Raw genomic sequence first — 23,751 nt, 5'->3', positions numbered from 1 at the left:
AGCTTTGTGGGGGTTGGAAAAACAGATGCGAAGACCCTCTAGCGCAACCGAACAGTTCTGCTAGCCTCGAATGATGACTACTGAAAATCCGCTGCGCCGCACCAAGATTGTTGCCACCCTCGGCCCCGCCACTGACGTGCCGGGCATGCTCGAGAAAATCATCGCCGAAGGCGTGAATGTGGTTCGTCTGAACCTGTCGCATGGACAGCCGGACGACCATCGCGCCCGCGCCGCCGCCGTACGCATTGCCGCCGAGAAGGCCGGTTGCGAAGTCGGCGTGCTGGCCGATCTGCAGGGGCCGAAGATCCGCGTCGAGAAGTTCGCCCATGGACCGGTGGAGCTTCGCGTCGGCGACAGCTTCGTGCTCGATTGCAGTCCGAACGCGCCCTTGGGCGATGCCACGCGTGTCGGCGTGAGCTATCACGATCTGCCGAAAGACGTGGCCGCCGGCGACGTGTTGCTGCTGGACGATGGCCTGGTCGCGCTCACCGTGGAAAGCGTGGTGGGTGCGGAGGTGCGTTGCCGTGTCCTGGTGGCGGGCAAGCTGTCGGACCGCAAGGGCCTCAATCGCCAGGGCGGCGGGCTCTCGGTCTCGGCGCTGTCGGACAAGGACAAGGCGGATATCAAGCTGGCGGCGGAGATCGGAGCCGACTTCCTGGCCGTGTCGTTCGTGCGCTCCGCGGCCGATATGGATCAGGCGCGCCGCCTGCTGCATGAGGCCGGCGGCAACGCGGCGTTGGTGGCCAAGATCGAGCGCGCGGATGCGATTTCGGTGCTGGGCGAAATCATCGATGCCTCCGATGTGGTGATGGTGGCACGCGGCGACCTGGGTGTGGAGATCGGCGATGCCGAGCTGCCGGGGCTGCAGAAAAAAATCATCCGCGAGTCGGTGCAGCGCAATCGCGCGGTGATCACCGCGACGCAGATGCTGCAGTCGATGGTGCGTTCGCCGATTCCGACCCGCGCGGAAGTGCTCGACGTCGCCAATGCGGTGATCGACGGCACCGATGCGGTGATGTTGTCGGAGGAGTCGGCGGCTGGTGCGCATCCGGACAAGGCGGTGGCGGCGCTGCGCCGCATCTGCCTGGGCGCCGAGCGGCAGTTCGAGCCGAAGGAAGATCTGGCGACGGCCGGTCATCGGCTGGACCGCACCGATCAGGCCATCGCCCTCGCCGCCATGTTGCTGGCGAGCCAGCTTGGGGTGCGAGCCATCGTCGCGTTGACCGAATCTGGCGCCACGGCGCAGTGGCTGTCGCGCTATCGCAGTGCCGTGCCGATTTACGGGCTATCGCCGTTCTCCGATGCGCGTCGTCGCATGCTGATGTTGCGCGATGTGCAGCCGGTGGAGTTCACCCACGCTAAGGACCTGACCCCGGCGGCATCGGCCCGCGAGGCGGTTCGCTTGCTGTTTGGCCAGGGCAAGTTGAGCGAAGGCGACCGGGTGGTGATGACCCATGGCGACCACATCGGCCGCGGTGGCGGCACGAATACGCTGAAGCTGCTTTCCGTGGGCGCCGACGGCATGGTGGAGAGCCTGCGGGACCTGTGAGCGGTTCCTGGCAACGCCGGCTGACGGGTACCGTCGTGCCGGCGTTGTTGTGATGCGCCACCGGCCTGGCGCGGGGCTAAACTGCCATCCCGTCCCCAGGTGTCAGCCAAGGAGCTTGCCCATGAAAACGTTTCTTCGTCCGGTGATTCACGGTCTTTGCCTGGCGCTGGTCGCGGCTGTGGTCACTCCCGCGCTGGCGCAATCGCAGGCGCGCATGGTGGGGCCGGAACATCTGTCGTCCTATTGGATCCTGCTCAATACGAAGGTCGACGCGGACATCCCCAATAGCGGCCACAACCTGGACAAGCCCGGCTGCGTGGCCGTCAGCTACATGATCGGCAGCGACGGAAAGACCCAGGATGTCGCGGTGCGAAAAGTGGTTCCGCAAAGCGATCTCGGTCCCGTTGCCCAGGGCATCGTCACCCGCTTCCAGTACGGCCAGTCGCTGACCAATAAGAACAAAGAGCCAGTGGCGACCTACTACGTGGTGCCCTTCAATATGCCGTCCGACGCGGCGGAGAAAGCCAAGTTGATCGCGGCCTGCCAGCTGCCGGGTTACGCCCAGGGCTGAATGACCTCCAGAAAGGGGCGGGGCGACGGCTCCGCCGAACGGGCTATAATCGCGCTCTTTGAACCTGCCCGACCCGGCAACGGGGAGGCTTCCATTTAGCGCGCGGCAGCCGCCGCCCCTTCAGTTTTACGGAGTCGTCATGAGCATCGAAGATCTCGAAAGCATCGCCCTGGCGATGGTCGCACCTGGCAAGGGCATCATTGCCATCGACGAGTCGACCAACACCATCAAGAAGCGTTTCGAGGCCGTCGGCATCGAAAACACCGAAGAGAATCGCCGCGCCTACCGTGAGCTGCTGCTCACCACACCGGGCCTCAACGAGCACATCTCCGGCGCGATCCTCTATGACGAAACCATCCGCCAGTCCACCAAGGACGGCGTGCCGTTCACCCAGGTGATGAAGAAGCTCGGCATTATCCCGGGCATCAAGGTCGACAAGGGTCCGCAGCCGCTCGCCGGCTTCCCGGGCGATGTGGTCACCGAAGGCCTCGACGGCCTGCGCGAGCGCCTGCAGGAATACGCCAAGCTGGGCGCCCAGTTCGCCAAGTGGCGCGCTGTGATCAACATCAGCGAAGACAATCCGAGCTCCACCGCCATCGAGGCGAATTGCCATGCGCTGGCCCGTTATGCCGCGCTTTGCCAGGAATCGGGTCTGGTGCCGATGGTCGAGCCGGAAGTGATCATGGACGGCGACCACAGCATCGAAGTCAGCTACGAAGTGCACGAGGCCGTGCTGCGCAGCCTGTTCAATGCGCTGTACGAACAGAACGTGCTGCTGGAAGGCACCATCCTAAAGGTCAGCATGGTCATTCCGGGCAAGGACGCGGAAGAGCAGGCCGAGGTTGAGGAAGTCGCCGAAGCCACCGTGCGCGTGCTGAAGACCACCGTGCCCGCGACCCTGCCGGGCATCGTGTTCCTCTCCGGTGGCCAGACCGACGAGCAGTCGACCGCCCACCTCAATGCCATGAACCGCATGGGCCCGCACCCGTGGCCGCTGTCGTTCTCCTACGGCCGCGCTATGCAGCAGGCCGCGCTCAAGCTGTGGGCCAAGGATATGAAGGCCAACTACGCCGACGCGCAGAAGACCGTCGCGGCGCGCGCCAAGGACAACGGCCTGGCTGCGCTGGGTCAGTGGAACGGCTGATCGGCTGCTGCATTCGATAGCCGTACGAAAAAGGCGCCGTCACGGCGCCTTTTTCTTTGGACCGCATCGCGCAAAATAAAGAGAGGGCACCTTGCGGCGCCCTCTCACTCCTACACTCGCCTACTTGCGGGTTCACAAGCGAGCGACTTGCCTTACTCAGAAGCGGTATTCCGCGCTGACCGACACCATGTCGGTGCTCAGATCCACTTTGTCCTTCTTCGCGTCGAAGTAGTCGTAGTTCAGACCGACGCTGACGTTGTTGCTGAAGTTGTAGCCGAAGCCCGCACCGGCGTACCAGCTGGTGTCGTCGAGGCTCTTGCGGACCGGGTTGACGTCATTGCTCAGGCCGTGGCCCTTCCAGCTATACACACCGCCGCGACCGCTGATGTACCAGTTCTGGTCGATGTTGAAGCGGGCATTGGCGCCGGCGGTCCAGCCATGCAGCTGGCTCTTGCCGCGATCGACCACCGGGTTGCTGTTGAAAATGTTCTTCGGATGGATGTTGCCCAGGTCGTTGTAGCCCACCTCGGCACCCAGCGCGAAGTTCGGGGCCAGCGACCAGCGGTAGCCGCCGTTGAGGGCATAACCGGTGTCATGGTCGTCGTACGGACCCTTGTTGATCGAGGTGCGACCCACATTGCCGTTGATGAAAAAGCCGCCGTTGTCGCTGGACGCGTTCTGCGCGAAGGCGGCAGGGACGACCATCAGACCGGCAGTAGCAAAAGCGAGGGCGAGTAGTGTCTTCTTCATGGAGAGTCTCCGATTCTTTTTTGACAAGGTCAGTCGCCGGCCGGTTGGGGAAAGGGCTCGACGCCGCGTGCGCCAATGGGGCTATGGGCTGCACAGAACCTTAGATTGGGCTCGCATGAGAAGATTCAATACTGATTAGTACAGTATTAAGTGGGCATTAAGTTTTATGGCAATCTCATGATTCCAAAAGAAAACGGGCGCCGAGGCGCCCGTTTTCGTTGAACGGCATAGCTTGCTGGCAATCAGAAACGGTACTCGCCAGTCAGCGACACGATGCCGGTGGAGCGCTTCAGATCGCTGGTTTCCACGCCGGTGGCGTTGTCCTTGATCTTGCCGGTGCTGACCTTGAAGTAGTCGTAGTGCACACCGACGCCGACGTGCTCCGTGATGTCCCAGCCAGTGCCGATGCCGGCGTACCAGCCACCGCGGCCGGAGTTGCCGCCGCTGCTCAGGCCCAGATCCTGGCCCAGGCTGTTGTTGTAGTTGTTGTGGTTGTCATTGCCGTGGAAGTAACCGCCACGCGCGCTGAGGTACCACTGCGGCATCAGGTTGATGCGGCCATTCACGCCGACCAGCCAGCCGCGTAGAGCGTTGGTGGTGGTGCGCTGGTTCACATCCTGCGAGTTGAAGACGTTCTTGACGCGGAAGTTGCCCAGGTCGGTGTAACCCAGTTCCACGCCCAGACCCAGATCCTGGCCGACCTTCCAGCGGTAGCCGCCGGTCAGGCCATAGCCGGTGCGACGGCCCTTTTCGCCGTGCAGGAAGTTGAAGCTGCCGCCGTTGCTGCCGAAACCGCTGTTGCCGTTACCGTTGGTGCGGCCGACGTTGGCATCGATGAACCAGTTACCGCTGCCCACCGGCTGGCTGGGCAGATAGTTGCCGCTGGCCGGAGCGGCCGCGCCGTCCTGGGCGAAAGCAGGCAGAGCCACCAAGGCGGTGGCGGACAAAGCTAGGGCAAGTAGAGACTTCTTCATGGGAATACTCCTCTTTGATTTGGGGGCGAACCGCGTGCCAGGGGGAAGGGGAAAGGCAGTCGCGGTCGGTATGGCCATCCCAGCCATGCGAGGAATTAGAACGAGGCAGGCCTGAAGGGTTTCAGTACTCGGAGGTGAAGTATTAAGGCCGAGTTAAGTTCGTTTCTTCGGGCGACAGCGCGTGGTAGATCGGCGACAATGCCCGTTTTTCGCCGCCGCCCGCCCCGGAGAACCCCCTGATGACCACCCGCCGCGTACTCGCCAACGCCGTCCGCGCTCTTGCCATGGACGCCGTTGAGGCGGCCAAGTCCGGCCACCCCGGTATGCCCATGGGCATGGCCGATATCGCCGAAGTGCTGTGGAACGATTTCCTCCGCCACAACCCGGCGAACCCGAAGTGGTTCAATCGCGACCGTTTCGTGCTGTCGAATGGCCACGGCTCGATGCTGCAGTACGCCTTGCTGCATCTGACCGGCTACGACCTGCCGATGGATCAGCTCAAGCGCTTCCGTCAGCTGCACTCCAAGACCGCCGGTCATCCGGAAGCCAGCGAAACCCCCGGGGTGGAAACCACTACCGGTCCGCTGGGGCAGGGTCTGGCCAATGCTGTCGGCTTCGCGCTCGCCGAGAAGGTGCTGGCCGCGCATTTCAATCGCCCGGGGCACACGATCGTCGACCACAACACGTATGTGTTCCTGGGCGACGGTTGCCTGATGGAAGGCATCTCGCATGAAGTCGCTTCGCTGGCCGGCACCTGGGGCCTTGGCAAGCTGGTCGCGATTTACGACGACAACGGCATTTCGATCGACGGCGAAGTGCACGGCTGGTTCACCGACAACACCCCGGAGCGTTTCGAAGCCTACGGCTGGAACGTGATCCGCGGCGTCGACGGTCATGACGCGGAGGCCATCAAGAAGGCCATCGCGCAGGCAACCTCGCAGTCCGCCAAGCCCACGCTGATCTGTGCCAAGACCATCATCGGCTTCGGCGCGCCCCACAAGCAGGGCAAGGAAGAGAGCCACGGCGCGCCGCTGGGCAAAGACGAGATCGCCGCTGCCCGTGACCAGTTGGACTGGCGTTACGCGCCGTTCGAGATTCCGGCCGAGATCTATGCGGGCTGGGATCACAAGGCCGCTGGCGCCAAGCGCGAGCAGGATTGGAATGCTGCTTTCGCCGCCTATGCGGCCGCGAATCCGGAGCTGGCGGCTGAGTTCAAGCGCCGTCTCGCTGGCGACCTGCCGGCCGATTGGGCCGCCAAGTCGCAGGCTTATGTGGCGAAGCTGCAGGCTGAAGGTCCGGATGTTGCAAGCCGCAAGGCTTCGCAGATGACGCTGGATGCGTTTGGTCCGCTCTTGCCGGAACTGATCGGCGGTTCGGCGGACCTTGCCGGCTCCAACCTGACCAAATGGAAGGGCAGCCTGGACGCCGCCAACGGCAACAGCGCCGACGGCAAGGGCAACTACGTGTACTACGGCGTGCGCGAGTTCGGCATGAGCGCGATCGCCAACGGCGTGGCGCTGCATGGCGGCTTCATTCCGTACGACGCCACCTTCCTGGTGTTCTCCGACTATGCCCGCAATGCGGTGCGCATGAGCGCGCTGATTCCGGCGCACGTGATCCACGTCTACACGCACGACTCGATCGGCCTTGGCGAAGACGGCCCGACCCATCAGCCGGTGGAGCACCTCGCCAGCTTGCGCTACATCCCGAACAACCAGGTGTGGCGTCCGTGCGATGCGGTGGAATCGGCGATGTCGTGGAAGCTCGCCATCGAGCGCAAGGGTGCGCCGGCCTGTCTGGTGTTCTCGCGTCAGAACCTCAAGCACCAGCTCCGCACCGAACAGCAGGTTGCAGACATCGCGCGCGGCGCCTATGTGCTGTCCGATCCGCAGGACACCAAGTTCAAGGCGATCATCATCGCCACCGGTTCCGAAGTGGAGCTGGCGATGGAGGCCGCACGCACGCTGGCGCAGCAGAATGTGCCGGTGCGCGTGGTGTCGATGCCGTGCACCGAGGTGTTCGACGCTCAGCCGCTGGAATATCGCGAAGGCGTGCTACCCGGCTGGTGCCGTGCGCGCGTGGCGGTGGAGGCGGCCAGTGCCGATTTCTGGTGCAAGTACGTCGGCCTGGATGGCGAAGTGGTCGGCATGACCACCTTCGGTGCTTCCGCGCCGGCACCGCAGTTGTTCGAGCATTTCGGCTTCACCGTGCCCCATGTGGTGGATGCGGTGAAACGCACGCTCGGCTGAGCGCAGGCCATCCGGTAACAAAAAACGCCGCGAGTGATCGCGGCGTTTTTTTAGGAGCGCACCTTGTGCGCGACCCGCACTGCGTCAGCCCACTAAGCCAACAGCAGTTCGCCCAAGTGCTCGGGATCAGTCGCCAGCGCATGCGCACCGGCCTGCTCCAGTTCCTCACGGCTGCCAAAGCCCCACAACACACCGAAGCCGCGCACTCGGTTCGCCACCGCGCCATCGATATCGAAATGCCGATCGCCGATCATCACGGTGCTTTCCGCTTCCGCGCCGAAGTCGGCCAGTGCGGCAGCGATCATGGATGCTTTCTCGCTGTGCGGGCTGCTCGGGTCGGGGCCGTACAAGCGACTGAAAGCCGAGCCGAAGGGGAGTGCGTCAATGATGGGCGCCGCATGCCGGTGCGGCTTACTGGTCACCACCGCCAGCTCGTGACCGGCCTCGCGCAACCGGCCAATCATGGCCTCGATACCTGGATACACGGTGTGCTCGCGCCAACCGATGGCGTGGAAGCGCTGGTGGTAATGCTCTACCGCTTCCTCGATACGAACGGAATCATGATCCAGCAGCGGTGCGAAGCTGTGACGCAGCGGCGGGCCGATCCAGTGGCGCAGTTCGGCCGGCGCCGGTACGCCCAGTTGCTCAAAGGCATGTCGCACGCAGGCGACGATGCCTTCCTCGGAGTCGATCAGGGTACCGTCGAGATCAAACAGGCAAAGCATCTGCGCGCGGTTCACTTCGTCGCGCGGGCCTTGAGCGCGGTCACGGCCGGCAGCTCCTTGCCCTCGAGGAACTCAAGAAAGGCACCGCCGCCAGTGGAGATGTAGGAGACATCCTTCTCTATGCCGTACTTATCGACGGCCGCCAGGGTGTCGCCACCGCCGGCGATGGAGAAGGCGCTGGACGCAGCGACGGCGCGGGCCAGCGTTTCCGTGCCCTTGCCGAAGGCATCGAACTCGAACACACCGACCGGGCCGTTCCACACGACGGTGCCCGCCTTGGCGATGAGTTCGGCGTAAAGCTTCGCAGTCGCCGGCCCGATGTCGAGGATCATCTCGCCATCCTTAACCTGGTCTACCGGCTTCACCGTGGCGGGTGCGTGCGCGGAGAATTCCGGTGCCACTACGACGTCGATCGGCATCGGTACTTCGGCACCGCGGCGCTTGGCGTCGGCGATCACTTTCTTGGCGGCATCGAGCAGGTCCGGCTCGTACAGCGAATTGCCGACGGAATGGCCGGCCGCGGCGATAAAGGTATTGGCGATGCCGCCACCGACGATCAGCTGATCCACCTTGCCGATCAGGTTTTCCAGCAGGGTCAGCTTGGTCGACACCTTGGAGCCGGCCACGATCGCCAGCAGCGGATGCGCGGGATGTTCCAGGGCCTTGCCCAGCGCGTCGAGCTCGGCCGAGAGCAGCGGGCCGGCGGCGGCGATCGGGGCGAACTTGATCACGCCGTGCGTCGATGCCTGCGCGCGGTGTGCGGTGCCGAAGGCGTCCATCACGAAGATGTCGCACAGCGCGGCGTATTTCTTCGACAGGGTCTCGTCGTCCTTGCCTTCGCCGATGTTCATGCGGCAGTTCTCGAGCACCACTACTTCGCCTTCGGCGACGTCGACACCGCCGAGGTAGTCGGCGACCAGGCGCACCGGCTTGCCCAACTTGTCGCCCAGCCACTGCGCTACCGGTGCCAGCGAGGACTCGGCGTCGAACTGGCCTTCCTTGGGGCGACCCAGGTGCGACAGCACCATGACCTTGGCGCCGGCATCGCGGGCGGCTTTGATGGTGGGCAGGGCGGCGTCGAGGCGCTGGGTGGAGGTGATCCGGCCGTTCTCGATCGGAACGTTCAGGTCTTCGCGGATCAGCACGCGCTTGCCGCGCAGATCAAGATCGCTCATGCGGATGACGGACACGGCAGAACTCCTGTTGGTATTTCGTAAGGGTGGCCCGAAGGCGCGAACCGCTTATTTTCCCGCCCGCCCGCCAGCGATGCAAACCGGGCGCCGGGTATGCTTGGCCGCTGCCCGCATCCGTTATCGCAGAGGACAAGATGATGGCCCAGGATCTGGTGTTGTATGGCTACTGGCGCTCCAGCGCTGCCTATCGCGTGCGTATCGCCTTGAATCTGAAGGGGCTGGCTTATGAGTCCCGTCCGATCCATCTGGTTCGCGATGGTGGCGAGCAGCACGCTCCCGACTATCAGGCACTGAATCCGCAGGAGCTGGTTCCCTGTCTGGTCGATGGCGGGCAGGTGTTCACCCAGTCCATGGCGATCATCGAGTACCTGGATGAGACCCGACCTGCGCCACCGCTATTGCCTGCGGATCCCGCGGGCCGCGCCCGTGTCCGCGCGCTGGCGCAACTGCTGGCCTGCGACGTCCATCCGCTCGGAAATTTGCGCGTACTTCAGTATCTGGGGGCGCAGTTTCAGGCCGATGACGCGGTCAAGGGCACATGGTCGCGGCATTGGATTGCGGAGGGTTTCAGGGCGCTGGAGATGATGCTGGCCGGGCATGTGGCCACCGGTCGCTTCTGCCATGGCGATACACCAACCCTCGCCGATGCGTGCCTGGTGCCGCAGTTCTATAACGCGGTGCGCTGGAAGTTGCCGCTGGATGATTACCCGACTATCCGGCGCATACACGAAGCCTGCAGCGAGCTCGAGGCTTTTCGTCGTGCCGCTCCCGAAGCGCAGGCGGATGCACCGGCACCCGCTGCGTAGTCGACAGGCCAGGCGCGGGGCAGCCTATGCCCCGCGTCCGACACCTCAGAAGCCGAGGCCGTAAGGGTCGTTGCCGACCAGTTCGGTATTGTCGGCGCCGCCGCCTTCGGACAAGCGCACTTTGAGTGCCAGGCCGTCGCGCGAGTCCGCTTTGTTGAGCGCTTCCTCCAGCTCGATGCGGCCTTCCTTGTAGAGGCGGTACAGCGACTGGTCGAAGGTCTGCATGCCTTCCTGCAGGCTGCGGTCCATCGCTTCCTTCACCTCGTGAATCTGGCCACGGCGGATCATGTCGCGGATAAACGGCGTGTTGAGCAGCACCTCGGTCGCCGGCAGGCGGCGGCCATCCTTGCCGATCACCAAGCGCTGGCTAATCACCGCGCGCAGGTTGAGCGCCAGGTTCATCAGCACGTTCTTGTGCGCCGATTCCGGGAAGAAGTTGAGGATGCGCTCCAGCGTCTGGTCGGCGTTGTTGGAGTGCAGGGTGGCAAGACACAGATGGCCGGTTTCGGAGAAGGAGATGGCCGCCTCCATGGTGTCCGTGTCGCGGATCTCGCCGATCATGATCACGTCCGGCGCTTCGCGCATCGCGTTCTTCAGCGCCTCGTGATAGCTGTGCGTGTCCAGGCCGACTTCGCGCTGGTTCACGATCGACTTCTTGTGGCGGTGCAGGTACTCGATCGGATCCTCGATAGTGAGGATGTGGCCGGAAGAGTTCTGGTTGCGGTGGTCGAGCATCGCAGCCAGGGTGGTGGACTTACCCGAGCCGGTGGCGCCTACTACCAGGATCAGGCCGCGCGGCTCCATGATCAGCTCGCGGAAAATGCCCGGCAGCTGCAGCTGGTCGATGCTGGGGATTTCGCTCTTGATGGCGCGGATCACCATGCCCACTTCGCCGCGCTGCTTGAACACGTTGATGCGGAAACGGCCGGCTTCCTTCACCGCCAGCGCCATATTGAGCTCCAGGTCGCGCTCGAACTGAGGCACCTGGCCCTCGTCCATCAGTGAATAGGCGATTTTCTTCACCATGCCGCCCGGCAGCCCGGTATTGCCCAGCGGATACAGCTTGCCCTCGACTTTGATGTTCACCGGGGCGCCGGTCGTCAGGAACATATCCGACGCGCCCTTGTCCACCATAAGCTTGAGGAAGTAACCAATGTCCACTCGTGTCCCCTGAAAATTTTTTTGCGCGTTGCAATCGTGGATTATGCCCGCCCACAATACGCCGCGACACTCTTAGAGGAATGAGTGATGGTGCACATCTTTTTCCCGTCTGAAGGGCGCCCCCATGGCGTTCGTAGGGCGGTTTCGACCCTGATTCTGGCCGTGGTGCTGGCCACGCTTGGCGGTTGCGCCAGCGTACCCCCGCCCGACGGCGCGATGAATCAGGCCCAGACCCAGCTGCGCGCTGCCCGGGACGCCGGCGCAGCCGATTACGCGCCGGTGGACCTGGATTTTGCGCAGAATAAGTTCCAGCAGGCCCAGGCGGCCATGGCCAGCCGCAAGTACGAAGATGCCGCCGCCCTGGCGGAAGAGGCGCAGGCGGATGCCGAACTGGCTCGCGCTAAGGCCCGCCTTGGCGCGGCTCGCGCGCAGATTCAGAACAAGAGCCAGGCCAACCGCGACCTGCGCGAGCAGATCGATCAGGCGCTGGCCAGTCATGAGGCCCAGCAACAGCAACAACAGCAGCAGAGCCAGGATGGACTTCCGGCTCAGCAGCCCACCACCGACATGCCGGCCCCGTCGTCCTCCATGTTGCAGCCCGTTCCGCAGGGTGAGGGCTTCCAGACCCTGCCGCAGACGAACGATCAGGGAGGCCACTGATGAAAGCTTTGAATTCCGCCCTGACCGCCCTGGTGCTGGCGCTGGCCGTCGCGGGTGTGGCTCACGCGGCCAAGGACGATCTGGATATTGCCCGCCTCAATAACAGTCTCGACCAGCTATCCCGCGACCCGACGCTGGGAAGTTACGCGCAAGGCGAGCAGGCGAGAGCGCGCGACGCCATCGCGCGGCTGGCGCAGGCGCGATCGCGCGATCGTGCCCATGCTTTGTACGTGGCTGAGCGTCGGGTCGATCTGGCCAAGGCGACGGCGCAGCTGCAAGACGCCCAGCTAAAGATCACTCAGCTCGATCGCGAACACGACCAGATCCAGCTCGACGGCAGCCGTCGCGAAGCCGAGCAGGCCCGCCGCGAGCTGGAACGCCAGCGCCTCCAGTACCAGATGGCCCAGGAAGAAGCGGCTCGTCTGCAGGAGGAGGGTGCCGCAGCTACGGCCCAGGCGCAGCAGGCCCAGGCCCAGGCTGAGCAGGCCAAGAAAGTGGCCGCGGCTCAGGCCAAGGTGGCCAACGCCGCCCGCAAGGAGGCCGACTTGGCGACGCAGGCGGCGCGTGCCATGCGCTCACAGATGCAGGGGGGCGACAACTCTTCGGACACGCCGCCGCCCAAGAAAGGGCAGGGCAAGAAGTAACCGCGAAAGCCTCTTTGGGCTAGCCGCTATCAAGCGCCCGGCATGGCTGAGTCCCTGCCGGGCGTTTCTTTTTTTGCCGTGGCTGTACTGAGGACGGCACGAAAAAAGCTTGTGCTGACAGTTGTTTAACTTGTCGGACCGCGCAGCGGCGCGGTTTGTCGCGCCTGCTTGCACACCCCTTTTTCGGGGAGTAGGGTCACATACCCATGGGGCATCTTCGCTCCATGGGTCACTGACCTGAATCATGCGCCTACCCATCCTTCCCTCGACAGCCCGCTTCCGGTACGCCGGCGTGGGGCGTGGGTGTGTGCATGTTTCCCCACCGTTTGCGGGCGCACCGATCCCGCGCCCGCGGTCATTCGCGAGGAGGTCGGATCATGTTTGAAAACCAGCAGCGTGATGATGTCGAAGCCTTGATGAAAGCCGACGCGGAATTCCGCAGGCTCTATCAACACCACAAGGAACTCGACAGTAAGGTGCACGACGCCGAGATCGGCGTGCTTCCCATCGATGACATGACCCTGTCGGGCATGAAGAAGGAAAAGCTCCATGCCAAGGAGCGGTTGCAACGTATGTGGGACGCCCGCAAGCACCTCGTAAACTGAGCCTGCGCGTTTTCGCATGACACTCGGCCCCGGAGCCACCCGCAAGGGTAGGCCGCCGGGGCCGATCCGTATTTAAGGGGCGGCGCGAAGGGTATTCGCACGCTCGGTTATCATGAACTCCCTGTGGGCCGTCATCGCGACGTGACCCGAACCAATGCAGCGGAGTCCCCATGACGGTCCACCAGAGTGTCCTAGAACTGATCGGTCGCACCCCGATGGTGCGCGCGCAGCGCCTGGATGCTGGCCCGTGTGAATTGTTCCTCAAGCTGGAGAACACCAACCCCGGTGGGTCGATCAAGGACCGCATCGGTCTGTCGATGATCGAGGGCGCTGAGAAGGCTGGAAAGATCAAGCCCGGCGCCACCCTGGTCGAAGGCACCGCCGGCAATACCGGTCTTGGCCTGGCGCTGGTGGCACAGCAGAAGGGCTATCGCCTGATCCTGGTGGTGCCCGACAAAATGAGCCGCGAGAAGATCTTCAACCTCAAGGCGATGGGGGCTGAGGTGGTACTCACTCGCTCGGATGTTGCCAAGGGGCACCCGGAGTACTACCAGGACATGGCGGAGCGCATTGCGCGGGAAACGCCAGGAGCCTACTTCATCAACCAGTTCGGCAACCCGGACAACCCGGCGGCGCACATTGCTACCACCGGCCCCGAGATCCTCGAGCAGTTGGACGGCAAGGTCGACGCCATTGTAGTGGGGTGCGGGTCCTCCGGCACGTTGAGCGGGCTTTCCAAGTTCTTTGCCGAGACATCGCCGAACACCGAGTTCGTGCTGGCTGACCCCGTGGGCTCGATCCTCGCCCAGTACATCAACGAAGGTGTGCTCTCTACGAAGTCCGGCAGTTGGATGGTGGAAGGCATCGGCGAAGACTTCCTGCCCTCCATCAGCGACTTCACCCGAGTAAAGAAAGCCTACGCGATCCCCGACAAGGAGAGCTTCCTGGCCGCCCGCGAGTTGCTGGCTAAGGAGGGCGTGCTGGGCGGCTCCTCCACCGGCACCCTGCTGGCTGCCGCCTTGCGCTACTGCCGCGAGCAGACCACGCCAAAGCGCGTGGTGACGCTGGTATGCGACACCGGCAACAAGTACCTGTCGAAGATGTACAACGACTACTGGATGCTCGACAACGGCTTCATCGAGCGCGAGCGGCACGGCGACCTGCGCGACCTGCTGCTACGCCCGTTCGCTCAGCGCGATACCGTGGTAGTAGGCCCCAACGAACTCTTGATGACGGCCTATACGCGCATGAAGCTCTATGACGTATCGCAGCTGCCGGTGATGGACGGCGACAAGCTGGTCGGCATCCTCGACGAGTCGGATGTGCTGATGCACGTGCATGCCGACGAAGCGCGTTTCCGCGATGCGGTATCGACCGCCATGATCAGCAACCTGCAGATGCTCGACGTGCGTTCGCCGATCGAATCGCTGCTGCCGGTGTTCGAGCGCGGCCACGTGGCGATTGTGGTCGACGGCGAGCAGTTCCTCGGCCTCATCACCCGCATCGATCTGCTGAATTATCTACGCCGTAAGGTGCACTAGTTCTCAGATATGAAGTGGCCGATGCTTTCGCCTAGTGAACGATCGGAACAAAAGGGTAGTCATAGCTTTCTGGTGTCACTGATCGCAGTGACGGGATTTCCGTTGCTGCTGTTTAGCGACCACGAAAGTTTGCTGAAACGGGTTGCCGACAAAGTCGCGGACTGCGGCGTCTATACCCGCATCACCACCCTCTAGAAAGGATAGATTGCCCATGTGTGGAATCGTTGCTGCTACCGCCCAGCGCGATGTCGCGCCCTTGCTGATTGCCGGCCTGAAGGCATTGGAATACCGCGGCTATGATTCCGCCGGCTTGGCCGTAATCCAAAATGGTGAAATCCGCCGCGTTCGTGAGAAAGGCAAAGTGCGTGAGATGGAGTCTCTCTATCTCGCCGACCCGTTCCCTGGCGGCACCGGTATCGCCCACACGCGCTGGGCCACCCATGGCGTTCCGAATAAGGTGAACGCTCATCCGCACGTTGCAGGCCGCGTCGCGCTGGTACACAACGGCATTATCGAGAACTACGCCGCATTGCGTAGTGAACTGGAGGCGCGCGGACACGTATTCACTTCAGAAACCGATACTGAGGTCATGGCAGCGCTGATAAGCGAGCGCATGACCTCCGGCAAATCCCTTCTCGACGCTGTCTCCTCCGTCGTGCATGAGTTGGAGGGCGCATATGCTATCGCGGTGATAAGCGATGCCGAGCCCGGCCGTGTCGTTGGTGCTCGCCGTGGTGCACCGTTGTTGGTTGGTGTCGGCATTGGCGAGAACTTCCTCGGCTCCGATGCTCAGGCACTGATCCAGGTCACCAACAAGATCATCTACCTTGAAGAGCACGACGTCGTCGAGATCAGCCGCGACCAGGTGCGTATCTTCGGGCAAGACGGTAAAGCGGTAGAGCGCTCCATCCATGAAAGCGAGCTGTCGACCGATGCCGTCGAGCGTGGCGAGTATCGCCACTACATGCAGAAGGAAATCTTCGAGCAGCCGCGTGCTGTGGCTGATACGCTGGAAGCGCGCATTGGTGTCCACGGTGTGCTGCCGAACATCTTCGGCGTGGGTGGCGATGAGCTGCTGGCGAAAGCCAAAGGCATTCATATCATCGCCTGCGGCACCAGCTATCACGCAGGTCTGGTTGCCAAATATTGGATTGAAGATTACGCACGCTTGCCGGTGAACGTGGAAGTGGCCAGCGAATACCGCTACCGCGAGGCGGTGGTGCCCGAAGGTACGTTGTTCGTGGCAATTTCTCAGTCCGGCGAAACCGCCGACACCCTGGCGGCTATGCGCGAGTCTCGCCGGCGTGGTTATCTGGGGACGTTGGCGATATGTAACGTACCGGAGTCATCGGTTGTGCGTGAAGCCGACCTCAAGCTGATGACGCGCGCGGGCCCGGAAATCGGTGTTGCATCCACCAAGGCATTTACTACGCAACTCGCGGCCTTGGGCCTGCTGACTCTACAGTTGGCTCGACATCGTGGCTTGGATGATGCTCGCTATGCCGACCTGACAGCGCAACTACAGCGCATGCCGGAAATGATTGAAAAGGCGCTGCAGCTCGAACCGCAGATCATCGAGCTTTCCGAACATTTGATTCATCGCCAGCATGCTCTGTTTCTTGGTCGTGGAGCGCAGTATCCGGTGGCCATGGAAGGTGCACTCAAGCTCAAGGAGATCTCATACATTCATGCCGAAGCTTATGCTGCTGGTGAGTTGAAGCATGGGCCGTTAGCACTGGTTGACGAAGATATGCCTGTCATCGCGGTAGCTCCGAATGGGCCGCTTCTCGACAAGCTCAAGTCTAATCTTCAGGAGGTGCGTGCGCGTGGTGGTGAGCTGCTTGTGTTCGCCGATGGTGCTGCAAGCATGGATGGAAATGCTTCTCGCGGAGCGATTTTGCGTATAGACGGTGGTGGTGACTTTATTGCACCGGCGGTGTTCACGGTGCCGATGCAACTGCTCGCCTATCACGTGGCTGTGCTGCGTGGCACCGACGTGGACCAGCCGCGCAATCTGGCGAAGTCCGTCACAGTCGAGTAATAGAGCAACACACATCACGCCTGTGTGGAAATGGAATAAAGATGTGGCACGTTCAAGCGATCGATGCAACATCATCCACGAAATAGGAACTTGGAGATGCAGTATCAATGGCGCGCATGGGAAGGCCCGGGCTCTCGGATTGCCAGAAGACAGCGCTTTGGCGGCGATGGAATGACGGTCGGACACTCAGTGAGATAGGCCTGGCGTTGTGTCGTCATGCCGGCTCGATTCACAGCGTCGTATCAGCGCGAAGAGGCATCGCACCGGTGGCCCGGCGACGCAGCGCGTTGGCCCTCACGCTAGCGGAGCAAGAAGAGATATCTCGTGGCTTGGCCACTGGTCAATCGATCCGAAGCTTGGCTGCTTCCCTGGGGCGATCAGCGTCCACCGTGAGTCGGGAGGTTGTTCGTAATGGCGGCATCAGGCGTTACCGGGCCTCGGAAGCAGGCGAGGCGGCATGGAAGCGTGCTTTACGGCCGAAACAATGTCGACTGGCCTTGCTGCCTCGATTGCGGAACGTAGTTGCCAACCAGCTAGCTGAGCAGTGGTCGCCCGATCAGATCGCTGGCTGGCTTGTGCAACAGTATCCAGATGACCCGAGGATGCGTGTGTATCACGAGACGCTCTATCGCAGTTTGTTCATCCAGGTTCGGGGCGTTCTTGAGAAGGAACTCATCGGCCATTTACGGTCGCGACGAATGATGCGTCGTGCAAAAACATCAACCACCAAAGGCCAGCCGCGTGGGCGCATCATTGACACGACTTCGATTCGCGAGCGTCCACCCGAGGTCGAAGACCGCCCCATTTCTGGTCACTGGGAGGGCGATCATTATCCGGCGTCAGGAACAGTCATATCGCTACGCTGGTTGAGCGTAGGACTCGGTTCACCGTGCTTGTGAAGGTCGCCGGGAAGGACACCGGTAGCGTCGTAAAGGCATTGAGTAGGCAGATGCAGAAATTGCCTTCAGAGCTACTAAAGTCGCTGACATGGGACCGCGGCGGTGAGCTGGCAAGCCACAAGACACTTACCGCCGCCACCGGTGTTCAAGTGTACTTTTGCGACCCGCAGAGTCCTTGGCAGCGGGGAACTAGCGAAAACACCAATCGACTCCTTCATCAGTATTTCCCTGACGGCACGAGCCTGTCAGTGTTCAGCCAAGACGACATGAACTGCATTGCTCGTCGTCTGAATCAGAGGCCACGAAAAACGCTTGGATATCAAACCGCGGGAACGTGGTTCAATAACGCCGTTGCGTTGACTGGTTGAACATGCCGTGACCTAGGTAATAAAGTTGTGACCTGTTCTGAAGGGCTCTTGCTGTTTCTCGGCGAGTGCTTTTTTATGGGGTCATGTCTTTGATGGTCTTATTCATCAACGTGACTGGATATCGAGGTGGACGCAAGGTCGCCACATCAGACATTGAGATGAAGTTATGCCTTACTGGCTGGCGGCTTCCCCCCAAAGTAATCGTGAAACCCTGCTGTTGCTTGCTTCGGTGCAGCCAGCAAGGCCATCGCGGAGCTTATAAGCAAAAGACTCCAACTTAGCTTCAGTTTTGACACTATGGACTTTCTCCCTGGAAGTATCCATGCGCACGAGCGTTATCGACGCATCGCTCGGCGCTGCATCTTTTTGTAGGTAATGACGGCTCCGTGCCCTTGTGAAAGATATGGTGCGCATAACGTCTAAAAACGAGCCATGGCAGCCGTTCGGATCGTCACGTCCGTCAAGTGGACCCGATATCGCAGTGCTAGCAGCTCATCGCCGAGTGGCGATGTGGATTTTGGATTCGAAGAATTCTTGCATCGATGAGCACTGTCTACTGAGCTTTTTTTTGCAAGAATGCCCGTACGAACTTTTGTTTCTACCGATCTGAGCAGCTTGCCATGCCGCTGCGCGTAGTGACAATAGGGAAAACACCGGCGCGCCGGCCCACGGGCCGTGATCGCGTAGATCGGCGGCCGTTTATAAGTTTCGATGTTTTGCGTGGCCCGGCGTATCCGACGATATGGCAGCGCACGCTGATGTCGTTCGATTCCGGGGCGGCTCATTCTGGCCTGAAACCGTTCGGATTGTTTGCTAAAACGGCCGATCAGCCTGGGCCACGCGTATCGTATCCGTCGGACGCTTTACGTGCGCCCGTAGGCATCCTCGATGCGCACGATGTCGTCTTCGCCGAGATAGATGCCGGACTGCACTTCGATGATCTCCAGCGGTACCTTGCCGGGGTTGCGCAGGCGATGCACGCTGCCGAGCGGAATATAGGTGCTCTGGTTCTCGCTGAGCAGGAACACCTTGTCGTCGCAGGTGACTTCGGCCGTTCCGGAAACGACGATCCAGTGTTCCGCTCGATGGTGGTGCTTCTGCAGGCTCAGTGCGGCGCCGGGCTTGACCATGATGCGCTTGACCTGGAAGCGCTCGCCGGCCTCAAGCGAGTCGTAGCTGCCCCAGGGACGATGGACGACGCGGTGCAGCGAATGCTCGCTGCGGTCGGCCGCCTTGAGCTGGTCGACGACTTTCTTGACATCCTGCGCGGCATCGCGGTGCGCGACCAGGGTTGCATCGGGCGTGGTGACGACGAGCAGGTCCTCGACGCCGACCGTGGCGACCAGATGCCGCTCATGCGAGCAGATCAGGCTGTTGCGCGTGTTGATGGCGATGGTATCGCCTTCGCGGTGGTTGCCGTGTTCGTCCTTCGCGCCGGCCAGCCATAGCGCGGTCCAGGAGCCGATGTCGCTCCAGTCGCAGCTGACCGGCACCACGGCTGCGCGTGTGGTCTTCTCCATGATGGCATAGTCGATGGAGCTGTCGGGAACCTTGGCGAACGCTTCGGCGTCGACGCGGACAAAATCGAGATCGGCGCGGGCCGAAGCGAAGGCTTGGCGCACCGCCTCCAGCATGCCGGGCGCGTGTTGCCCGAGTTCCTCGATATAGCGGGCTGCCTTGAACAGGAACATGCCGGAGTTCCAGTCATAGCTGCCTTCGGCGAGGTAGGACTCGGCTGTGGCCAAAGCCGGCTTTTCTACGAACCGATCAACGCGGAACGTGTGCTCGCCGATCGATTCGGCGCGTTTGATATAGCCGAATCCGGTCTCGGGGCGATCAGGGCGGATGCCGAAGGTGACCAGCCAACCTTCGCGTGCAGCCGGCAAGGCGAGATTCACGCCTTTAGCAAAACTGTCTGCGTCGCCGATGAGATGGTCGGCTGGGAGCACCAGCAGCAACGCTTCCGGATCGCGTTCAATAGCCTGCAGTGCGCCGAGCGCAATGGCCGGCGCCGTGTTGCGCGCCATCGGTTCGAGGATGATGACGGCGTCTTGGACGCTGGTTTCGAGTAGCTGTTCGGCAGCCAGGAAACGCTGGTCCTCGCTGGCGATAACAATCGGCGATACCACATCTGGCAGCAATTGGGTGCGTACGACAGCCTGCTGAAACAAGGTTCCTCGGCCCGTCAGCGACAGGAATTGCTTGGGCAGGTTGCGCCTCGAGACGGGCCAAAGGCGAGTGCCGGATCCGCCGCTTAGTATGAGTGGGATGAGCATGCTGGATTCAAGACATGTGAGTTGAGAGTTCGCCCATCACCTCATGCAGACCTTGCTGCCAGTCCGGCAAAGTAAAAGCGAACAGTTTTTCGAAGCGCGAGTTTTCAAGCACCGAATACATCGGTCGTTTCGCTGGCGTTGGAAAGTCGACCGTCCCAATCGCGGTAACGACAGGCTTACGCGCAATCAAGCGATGCTGAAAAGCATCGTCGAAGATCGCCGTGGCGAAGCGATGCCATGTGGTCGTTCCGCTGGCTACCAGGTGGTGGATACCTTCGAGCTTCGGGCGATCGGCAGTGGGGGCTTCGATCCATGTCTTCAGGGCAGCCAGGGTGCCGCGCACAATCAACAGGGTCGACGTTGGGGCGCCATACTGGTCGTCGACCACGCGCAGTTCGTCGCGGTCGGCGCCGAGCCTGAGCATCGTGCGCATGAAATTATGGCCATGCGAGCCGTACACCCACGCCGTGCGAAAGATAAGGTGATGCGCGCCGCTCGCTGCGAGCGCCTGTTCGCCGACCAGCTTGCTGCGCCCGTAGGCGCCCAGGGGGGCCGTCGCGGCATCGACCGCATAGGGGCACTCGCTCTGTCCATCGAACACGTAATCGGTGGAGTAGTGCAGCACCAGGGCGTTGTGAGCCGCAGCCCAGGCGCCGATGGCGCCTACGGCCAGGCCGTTGATGCGCGTTGCAAGCTCCTCTTCCTGTTCTGCGCGATCCACTGCTGTATAGGCGGCTGCGTTAATAATCACATCTGGCTGTATGCGATCAAGCGCCGACCTTATCTCTTCGGGAAACTGTAGATCGACCGTTTCGCCCGGCATTTGGCCAGAAACCTGCCCGTCGCGGGTAGCCGTTGTGACATCGCCGAAAACTGCGAGCGATCCTTCCTTCAGAAAGGTTTGGCCTAGCTGGCCATTGGCGCCCAGCAACAGGATCTTCAAGCGGGGTACTCCGGCAGACGCTCCGGAGGCACATCCGCGAGCAGAGGAGCTTTGTTGTCTTTGTCGGACAGCAATGGAGAGCTGATCGGCCAGTCGATGCGGATGCCCGGATCATCCCAGCGAACCCCGCCATCCGCTTTCGCATCATAAAGGTCAGTGCACTGGTAGGAGAAGGTTGCAAATTCTGAAAGAACGCAAAATCCGTGAGCGAAGCCCTCGGGAATCCAGAAATGGCGGTGATTTTCCGAGGAGAGCATTACGCCCGCCCACTTGCCAAAGGTCGGTGATCCCCGACGGATGTCCACGGCGACGTCGTAGACCTCCCCCTCGACGACGCTAACTAGCTTGCCCTGCGGACGGGGCCACTGATAATGCAGGCCGCGCAGAACACCTCGCGCCGAGCGAGAGATGTTGGACTGGACGAACGTTCTGTCGATGCCCGCCTCGCGATACTTTGCCAGATTGTAGCTTTCGTAAAAAAAGCCGCGCGAGTCGCCAAACACCTGAGGCTCAATAACAAAGCAACTAGGTAGGGAAGTTTCGATGAGCTTCATCCTACGTAACCCTGGTTGATCAAGTTCTTCAGGTACTGCCCGTAGCCGGTCTTGGAAAGCGGGGCAGCGAGCCGCGACAGCTGCTCAGCATCGATCCACTTATTGACGTAGGCGATCTCTTCCGGGCAGCAGACCTTCAAGCCTTGGCGATTCTCAATGGTCTCGATGTAATTGCCGGCCTCCATAAGTGACTCGTGCGTTCCGGTGTCGAGCCAGGCGTAGCCGCGGCCGAGCTGTTCCAGGTGCAGGGACTCATCTTCGAGGTAGCAGCGGTTGAGATCCGTGATCTCGAGTTCGCCGCGCGGCGAGGGCTTCAAAGCCGCGGCAAAATCGGGCGCGCGATTGTCGTAGAAGTACAGGCCGGTCACGGCATAGTGCGACTTCGGCGCAGCGGGCTTCTCTTCCAGGCCGATAACTTTGCCCGCGGCGTTGAACTCGGCAACACCATAGCGCTCGGGATCCTTCACCCAATAGCCGAATACGGTGGCACCGCTCTCGCGGGTAGCGGCGCGCTTCATCCGCTCGGTGAGGCCGACACCATAGAAGATGTTGTCGCCGAGCACTAGGCAGCTGCGATCATTCCCAACAAAGTCGCGCCCGATGATGAAAGCTTGTGCGAGACCGTCTGGGGATGGCTGTACCGCGTAAGTGATGTTGATGCCCCATTGGTTACCGTCGCCCAGTAGGCGCTGGAACAGAGCCTGCTCGTGCGGGGTATTGATCATGAGCACATCGCGAATCCCTGCCAGCATAAGCGTGGCCAGCGGGTAATAAATCATCGGTTTGTCGTATACCGGTAGCAGCTGTTTGCTGACGGCCTGTGTAATGGGGTAGAGCCTCGTGCCCGACCCCCCTGCCAGAACGATGCCCTTTTGCTTGTTCATGCGCCGAGCCGCTCCATGCGATAGCTGCCGTCGAGTACGCGAGACACCCACGCGCTATTGCCGAGATACCAATCGACAGTGTGCGCGATGCCAGTTTCGAAGGTCTGCGAAGGACGCCAGCCGAGTTCGTCCTGGAGCTTCGACGAGTCGATCGCATAACGACGATCGTGACCGGGGCGATCTTTCACAAAGGTGATCAAGGTTTCGCGCTTTTGGCCACCGGGCAGCGGGCTGCGGGCATCGAGAAGAGCGCAAATGGTCCTGACTACGTTGATGTTCTCTCGCTCCGCGTTGCCACCCACGTTATAAGTCTCGCCAATTCGGCCTGCCTCGAGGACGCGCCGAATTGCCGTGCAATGGTCGCCCACATACAGCCAGTCACGGATGTTTAGGCCGTCTCCATAGACGGGCAGCGACTCACTGGCGAAGGCTTTCTGGATGATTAGCGGTATGAGCTTTTCCGGGAATTGGTAGGGCCCATAGTTGTTCGAACAGTTTGTCGTAACGGTGGGCAGACCATAGGTGTGATGGAAGGCGCGGACCAGATGATCCGAGGCGGCCTTTGATGCCGAATACGGCGAATTGGGAGCGTAGGGTGTCGACTCCGTAAACTTGCCCTCGGAGCCCAGAGAGCCGTATACCTCGTCGGTGGAGACATGCAGGAACCGGAAGGATTCGCGACGCGGGCCTTCGAGTGAGCGCCAGAAATCACGCGCGCATTCGAGGATCCCGAGCGTGCCGACGACATTGGTGTCGACGAAGGCACGCGGGCCATCGATGGAGCGGTCCACATGCGACTCGGCTGCAAAATTGACGATCGCATCGGGCTGATATTCGCGGAGCAGGTTGGTCATAAGGACTTGGTCCCCGATGTCGCCTTGAACGAACTTATGAAGGTCGTTGCCTTTCAGTTGTTCGAGAGTGTTCAAGTTGCCCGCGTAGGTAAGCTTGTCCAGATTGATCACATGTAAGCCGTCGGCGACAGCTTGCAGCACAAAATTGGCGCCGATAAAACCGGCACCTCCTGTGACCAGTAGAGTCTTGGGGGCGTTGAGCATATTCATCAGATCGTCCGTCTCTCTATACAAAGGACGCAGGCTTCGCTGCCAGGGAAGGGTGTGCACGATGGGTTCACGATCGAGGTCGTCAGGGTAGCAGCAGCCGGCGAAGTGGCCGCCTAGTATGTAGGAACGATGGGTTCTCGTGAACGACCC

20 protein-coding genes and 1 pseudogene are annotated in these 23,751 nt (G+C 61.6%); 11 read left to right on the top strand and 10 right to left on the bottom strand.

Annotated features, from left to right (window positions below; all coding sequences use genetic code 11):
* Positions 1-73 precede the first annotated feature (73 nt).
* The 3 genes from pyk to ISS97_RS14525 all read left to right on the top strand — a co-directional run bounded on the left by pyk (position 74) and on the right by ISS97_RS14525 (position 3,264).
* Positions 74-1,549, top strand: coding sequence for a pyruvate kinase (gene pyk, locus ISS97_RS14535; protein WP_379985875.1), 1,476 nt, complete (start codon positions 74-76; stop codon positions 1,547-1,549).
* A 121-nt stretch (positions 1,550-1,670) separates the two neighbouring features.
* A complete protein-coding gene (locus ISS97_RS14530; protein WP_379985705.1) occupies positions 1,671-2,120 on the top strand; it encodes an energy transducer TonB in 450 nt (149 codons plus the stop codon).
* A gap of 139 nt (positions 2,121-2,259) precedes the next feature.
* Positions 2,260-3,264 (top strand): class I fructose-bisphosphate aldolase, encoded by a 1,005-nt coding sequence (locus ISS97_RS14525; protein ID WP_379985706.1) that lies wholly within the window; start codon positions 2,260-2,262, stop codon positions 3,262-3,264.
* Between the two features lie 156 nt (positions 3,265-3,420).
* Here the strand turns inward: ISS97_RS14525 and ISS97_RS14520 are convergent, their stop codons facing one another.
* The gene (locus tag ISS97_RS14520) at positions 3,421-4,014 is read right to left on the bottom strand and encodes a porin family protein (RefSeq protein ID WP_379985707.1); all 594 of its coding nucleotides are present in this window, start codon (positions 4,012-4,014) and stop codon (positions 3,421-3,423) included.
* A 242-nt stretch (positions 4,015-4,256) separates the two neighbouring features.
* Positions 4,257-4,988: an outer membrane protein gene (locus tag ISS97_RS14515; RefSeq protein WP_379985708.1), complete on the bottom strand. Its 732-nt coding sequence runs from the start codon at positions 4,986-4,988 to the stop codon at positions 4,257-4,259.
* A 239-nt stretch (positions 4,989-5,227) separates the two neighbouring features.
* On the opposite strand from ISS97_RS14515, the gene tkt reads away from it, so the two are divergent.
* Positions 5,228-7,237 (top strand): transketolase, encoded by a 2,010-nt coding sequence (tkt, locus tag ISS97_RS14510; RefSeq protein ID WP_379985709.1) that lies wholly within the window; start codon positions 5,228-5,230, stop codon positions 7,235-7,237.
* A 92-nt stretch (positions 7,238-7,329) separates the two neighbouring features.
* Here tkt and ISS97_RS14505 read toward each other — a convergent pair whose 3' ends face one another.
* A complete protein-coding gene (locus ISS97_RS14505) occupies positions 7,330-7,962 on the bottom strand; it encodes an HAD hydrolase-like protein (RefSeq protein WP_379985710.1) in 633 nt (210 codons plus the stop codon).
* A gap of 11 nt (positions 7,963-7,973) precedes the next feature.
* Positions 7,974-9,152 carry a phosphoglycerate kinase gene (locus ISS97_RS14500; protein WP_379985711.1) on the bottom strand — a complete coding sequence of 393 codons (1,179 nt, stop codon included), beginning with the start codon at positions 9,150-9,152 and terminating at the stop codon, positions 7,974-7,976.
* 140 nt (positions 9,153-9,292) lie between these two features.
* Between ISS97_RS14500 and maiA the strand changes: the two genes are divergently transcribed.
* Complete coding sequence (gene maiA / locus ISS97_RS14495) at positions 9,293-9,961, top strand: maleylacetoacetate isomerase (protein ID WP_379985876.1); 669 nt, start codon at positions 9,293-9,295, stop codon at positions 9,959-9,961.
* Between the two features lie 45 nt (positions 9,962-10,006).
* On the opposite strand, the gene ISS97_RS14490 is transcribed toward maiA, so the two are convergent.
* A complete protein-coding gene (locus ISS97_RS14490) occupies positions 10,007-11,122 on the bottom strand; it encodes a PilT/PilU family type 4a pilus ATPase (protein WP_379985712.1) in 1,116 nt (371 codons plus the stop codon).
* Between the two features lie 87 nt (positions 11,123-11,209).
* Between ISS97_RS14490 and ISS97_RS14485 the strand changes: the two genes are divergently transcribed.
* The 6 genes and pseudogenes from ISS97_RS14485 to ISS97_RS14460 all read left to right on the top strand — a co-directional run bounded on the left by ISS97_RS14485 (position 11,210) and on the right by ISS97_RS14460 (position 17,880).
* Positions 11,210-11,782: a DUF4398 domain-containing protein gene (locus ISS97_RS14485; protein ID WP_379985713.1), complete on the top strand. Its 573-nt coding sequence runs from the start codon at positions 11,210-11,212 to the stop codon at positions 11,780-11,782.
* The gene (locus ISS97_RS14480; RefSeq protein ID WP_379985714.1) at positions 11,782-12,426 is read left to right on the top strand and encodes a hypothetical protein; all 645 of its coding nucleotides are present in this window, start codon (positions 11,782-11,784) and stop codon (positions 12,424-12,426) included. Before ISS97_RS14485 ends, ISS97_RS14480 begins: the two co-directional genes overlap by 1 nt.
* A 377-nt stretch (positions 12,427-12,803) precedes the next feature.
* Complete coding sequence (locus ISS97_RS14475) at positions 12,804-13,031, top strand: YdcH family protein (protein WP_379985715.1); 228 nt, start codon at positions 12,804-12,806, stop codon at positions 13,029-13,031.
* A 170-nt stretch (positions 13,032-13,201) separates the two neighbouring features.
* The gene (locus tag ISS97_RS14470; RefSeq protein ID WP_379985716.1) at positions 13,202-14,572 is read left to right on the top strand and encodes a pyridoxal-phosphate dependent enzyme; all 1,371 of its coding nucleotides are present in this window, start codon (positions 13,202-13,204) and stop codon (positions 14,570-14,572) included.
* Between the two features lie 211 nt (positions 14,573-14,783).
* On the top strand, positions 14,784-16,613 hold the full coding sequence (gene glmS / locus ISS97_RS14465; RefSeq protein ID WP_379985717.1) for a glutamine--fructose-6-phosphate transaminase (isomerizing): 1,830 nt from the start codon (positions 14,784-14,786) through the stop codon (positions 16,611-16,613).
* Between the two features lie 107 nt (positions 16,614-16,720).
* A pseudogene (locus ISS97_RS14460) lies at positions 16,721-17,880 on the top strand (IS30 family transposase).
* 863 nt (positions 17,881-18,743) lie between these two features.
* Here the strand turns inward: ISS97_RS14460 and ISS97_RS14455 are convergent.
* Genes ISS97_RS14455 through rfbB form a run of 5 tightly spaced genes read right to left on the bottom strand, consistent with a single transcriptional unit; the run spans position 18,744 to position 23,601 of the window.
* Complete coding sequence (locus ISS97_RS14455; RefSeq protein ID WP_379985718.1) at positions 18,744-20,156, bottom strand: mannose-1-phosphate guanylyltransferase/mannose-6-phosphate isomerase; 1,413 nt, start codon at positions 20,154-20,156, stop codon at positions 18,744-18,746.
* 7 nt (positions 20,157-20,163) lie between these two features.
* A complete protein-coding gene (gene rfbD / locus ISS97_RS14450) occupies positions 20,164-21,099 on the bottom strand; it encodes a dTDP-4-dehydrorhamnose reductase (protein ID WP_379985719.1) in 936 nt (311 codons plus the stop codon).
* On the bottom strand, positions 21,096-21,653 hold the full coding sequence (rfbC, locus tag ISS97_RS14445; RefSeq protein ID WP_379985720.1) for a dTDP-4-dehydrorhamnose 3,5-epimerase: 558 nt from the start codon (positions 21,651-21,653) through the stop codon (positions 21,096-21,098). The genes rfbD and rfbC overlap by 4 nt, the downstream gene beginning before the upstream one ends.
* Complete coding sequence (gene rfbA, locus ISS97_RS14440) at positions 21,650-22,537, bottom strand: glucose-1-phosphate thymidylyltransferase RfbA (protein ID WP_404580120.1); 888 nt, start codon at positions 22,535-22,537, stop codon at positions 21,650-21,652. Before rfbA ends, rfbC begins: the two co-directional genes overlap by 4 nt.
* Complete coding sequence (gene rfbB / locus ISS97_RS14435) at positions 22,534-23,601, bottom strand: dTDP-glucose 4,6-dehydratase (protein ID WP_379985721.1); 1,068 nt, start codon at positions 23,599-23,601, stop codon at positions 22,534-22,536. Before rfbB ends, rfbA begins: the two co-directional genes overlap by 4 nt.
* Between the last annotated feature and the right edge of the window lie 150 nt (positions 23,602-23,751).

It is taken from the genome of Dyella koreensis (assembly GCF_044904565.1).
Classification (GTDB): domain Bacteria; phylum Pseudomonadota; class Gammaproteobacteria; order Xanthomonadales; family Rhodanobacteraceae; genus Dyella_D; species Dyella_D koreensis.
This window is presented reverse-complemented; position numbering and strand designations above follow the sequence as displayed.

Coding starts and splice junctions, on each gene's coding strand:
- ISS97_RS14455 (WP_379985718.1), bottom strand. CDS start 20,156: ATGCTCATCCCACTCATACTAAGCGGCGGATCCGGCACTCGCCTTTGG.
- ISS97_RS14520 (WP_379985707.1), bottom strand. CDS start 4,014: ATGAAGAAGACACTACTCGCCCTCGCTTTTGCTACTGCCGGTCTGATG.
- ISS97_RS14470 (WP_379985716.1), top strand. CDS start 13,202: ATGACGGTCCACCAGAGTGTCCTAGAACTGATCGGTCGCACCCCGATG.
- pyk (WP_379985875.1), top strand. CDS start 74: ATGACTACTGAAAATCCGCTGCGCCGCACCAAGATTGTTGCCACCCTC.
- rfbB (WP_379985721.1), bottom strand. CDS start 23,601: ATGAATATGCTCAACGCCCCCAAGACTCTACTGGTCACAGGAGGTGCC.
- glmS (WP_379985717.1), top strand. CDS start 14,784: ATGTGTGGAATCGTTGCTGCTACCGCCCAGCGCGATGTCGCGCCCTTG.
- ISS97_RS14480 (WP_379985714.1), top strand. CDS start 11,782: ATGAAAGCTTTGAATTCCGCCCTGACCGCCCTGGTGCTGGCGCTGGCC.
- maiA (WP_379985876.1), top strand. CDS start 9,293: ATGGCCCAGGATCTGGTGTTGTATGGCTACTGGCGCTCCAGCGCTGCC.
- tkt (WP_379985709.1), top strand. CDS start 5,228: ATGACCACCCGCCGCGTACTCGCCAACGCCGTCCGCGCTCTTGCCATG.
- ISS97_RS14525 (WP_379985706.1), top strand. CDS start 2,260: ATGAGCATCGAAGATCTCGAAAGCATCGCCCTGGCGATGGTCGCACCT.
- ISS97_RS14515 (WP_379985708.1), bottom strand. CDS start 4,988: ATGAAGAAGTCTCTACTTGCCCTAGCTTTGTCCGCCACCGCCTTGGTG.
- rfbA (WP_404580120.1), bottom strand. CDS start 22,537: ATGAACAAGCAAAAGGGCATCGTTCTGGCAGGGGGGTCGGGCACGAGG.
- ISS97_RS14530 (WP_379985705.1), top strand. CDS start 1,671: ATGAAAACGTTTCTTCGTCCGGTGATTCACGGTCTTTGCCTGGCGCTG.
- ISS97_RS14505 (WP_379985710.1), bottom strand. CDS start 7,962: ATGCTTTGCCTGTTTGATCTCGACGGTACCCTGATCGACTCCGAGGAA.
- ISS97_RS14475 (WP_379985715.1), top strand. CDS start 12,804: ATGTTTGAAAACCAGCAGCGTGATGATGTCGAAGCCTTGATGAAAGCC.
- ISS97_RS14485 (WP_379985713.1), top strand. CDS start 11,210: ATGGTGCACATCTTTTTCCCGTCTGAAGGGCGCCCCCATGGCGTTCGT.
- rfbC (WP_379985720.1), bottom strand. CDS start 21,653: ATGAAGCTCATCGAAACTTCCCTACCTAGTTGCTTTGTTATTGAGCCT.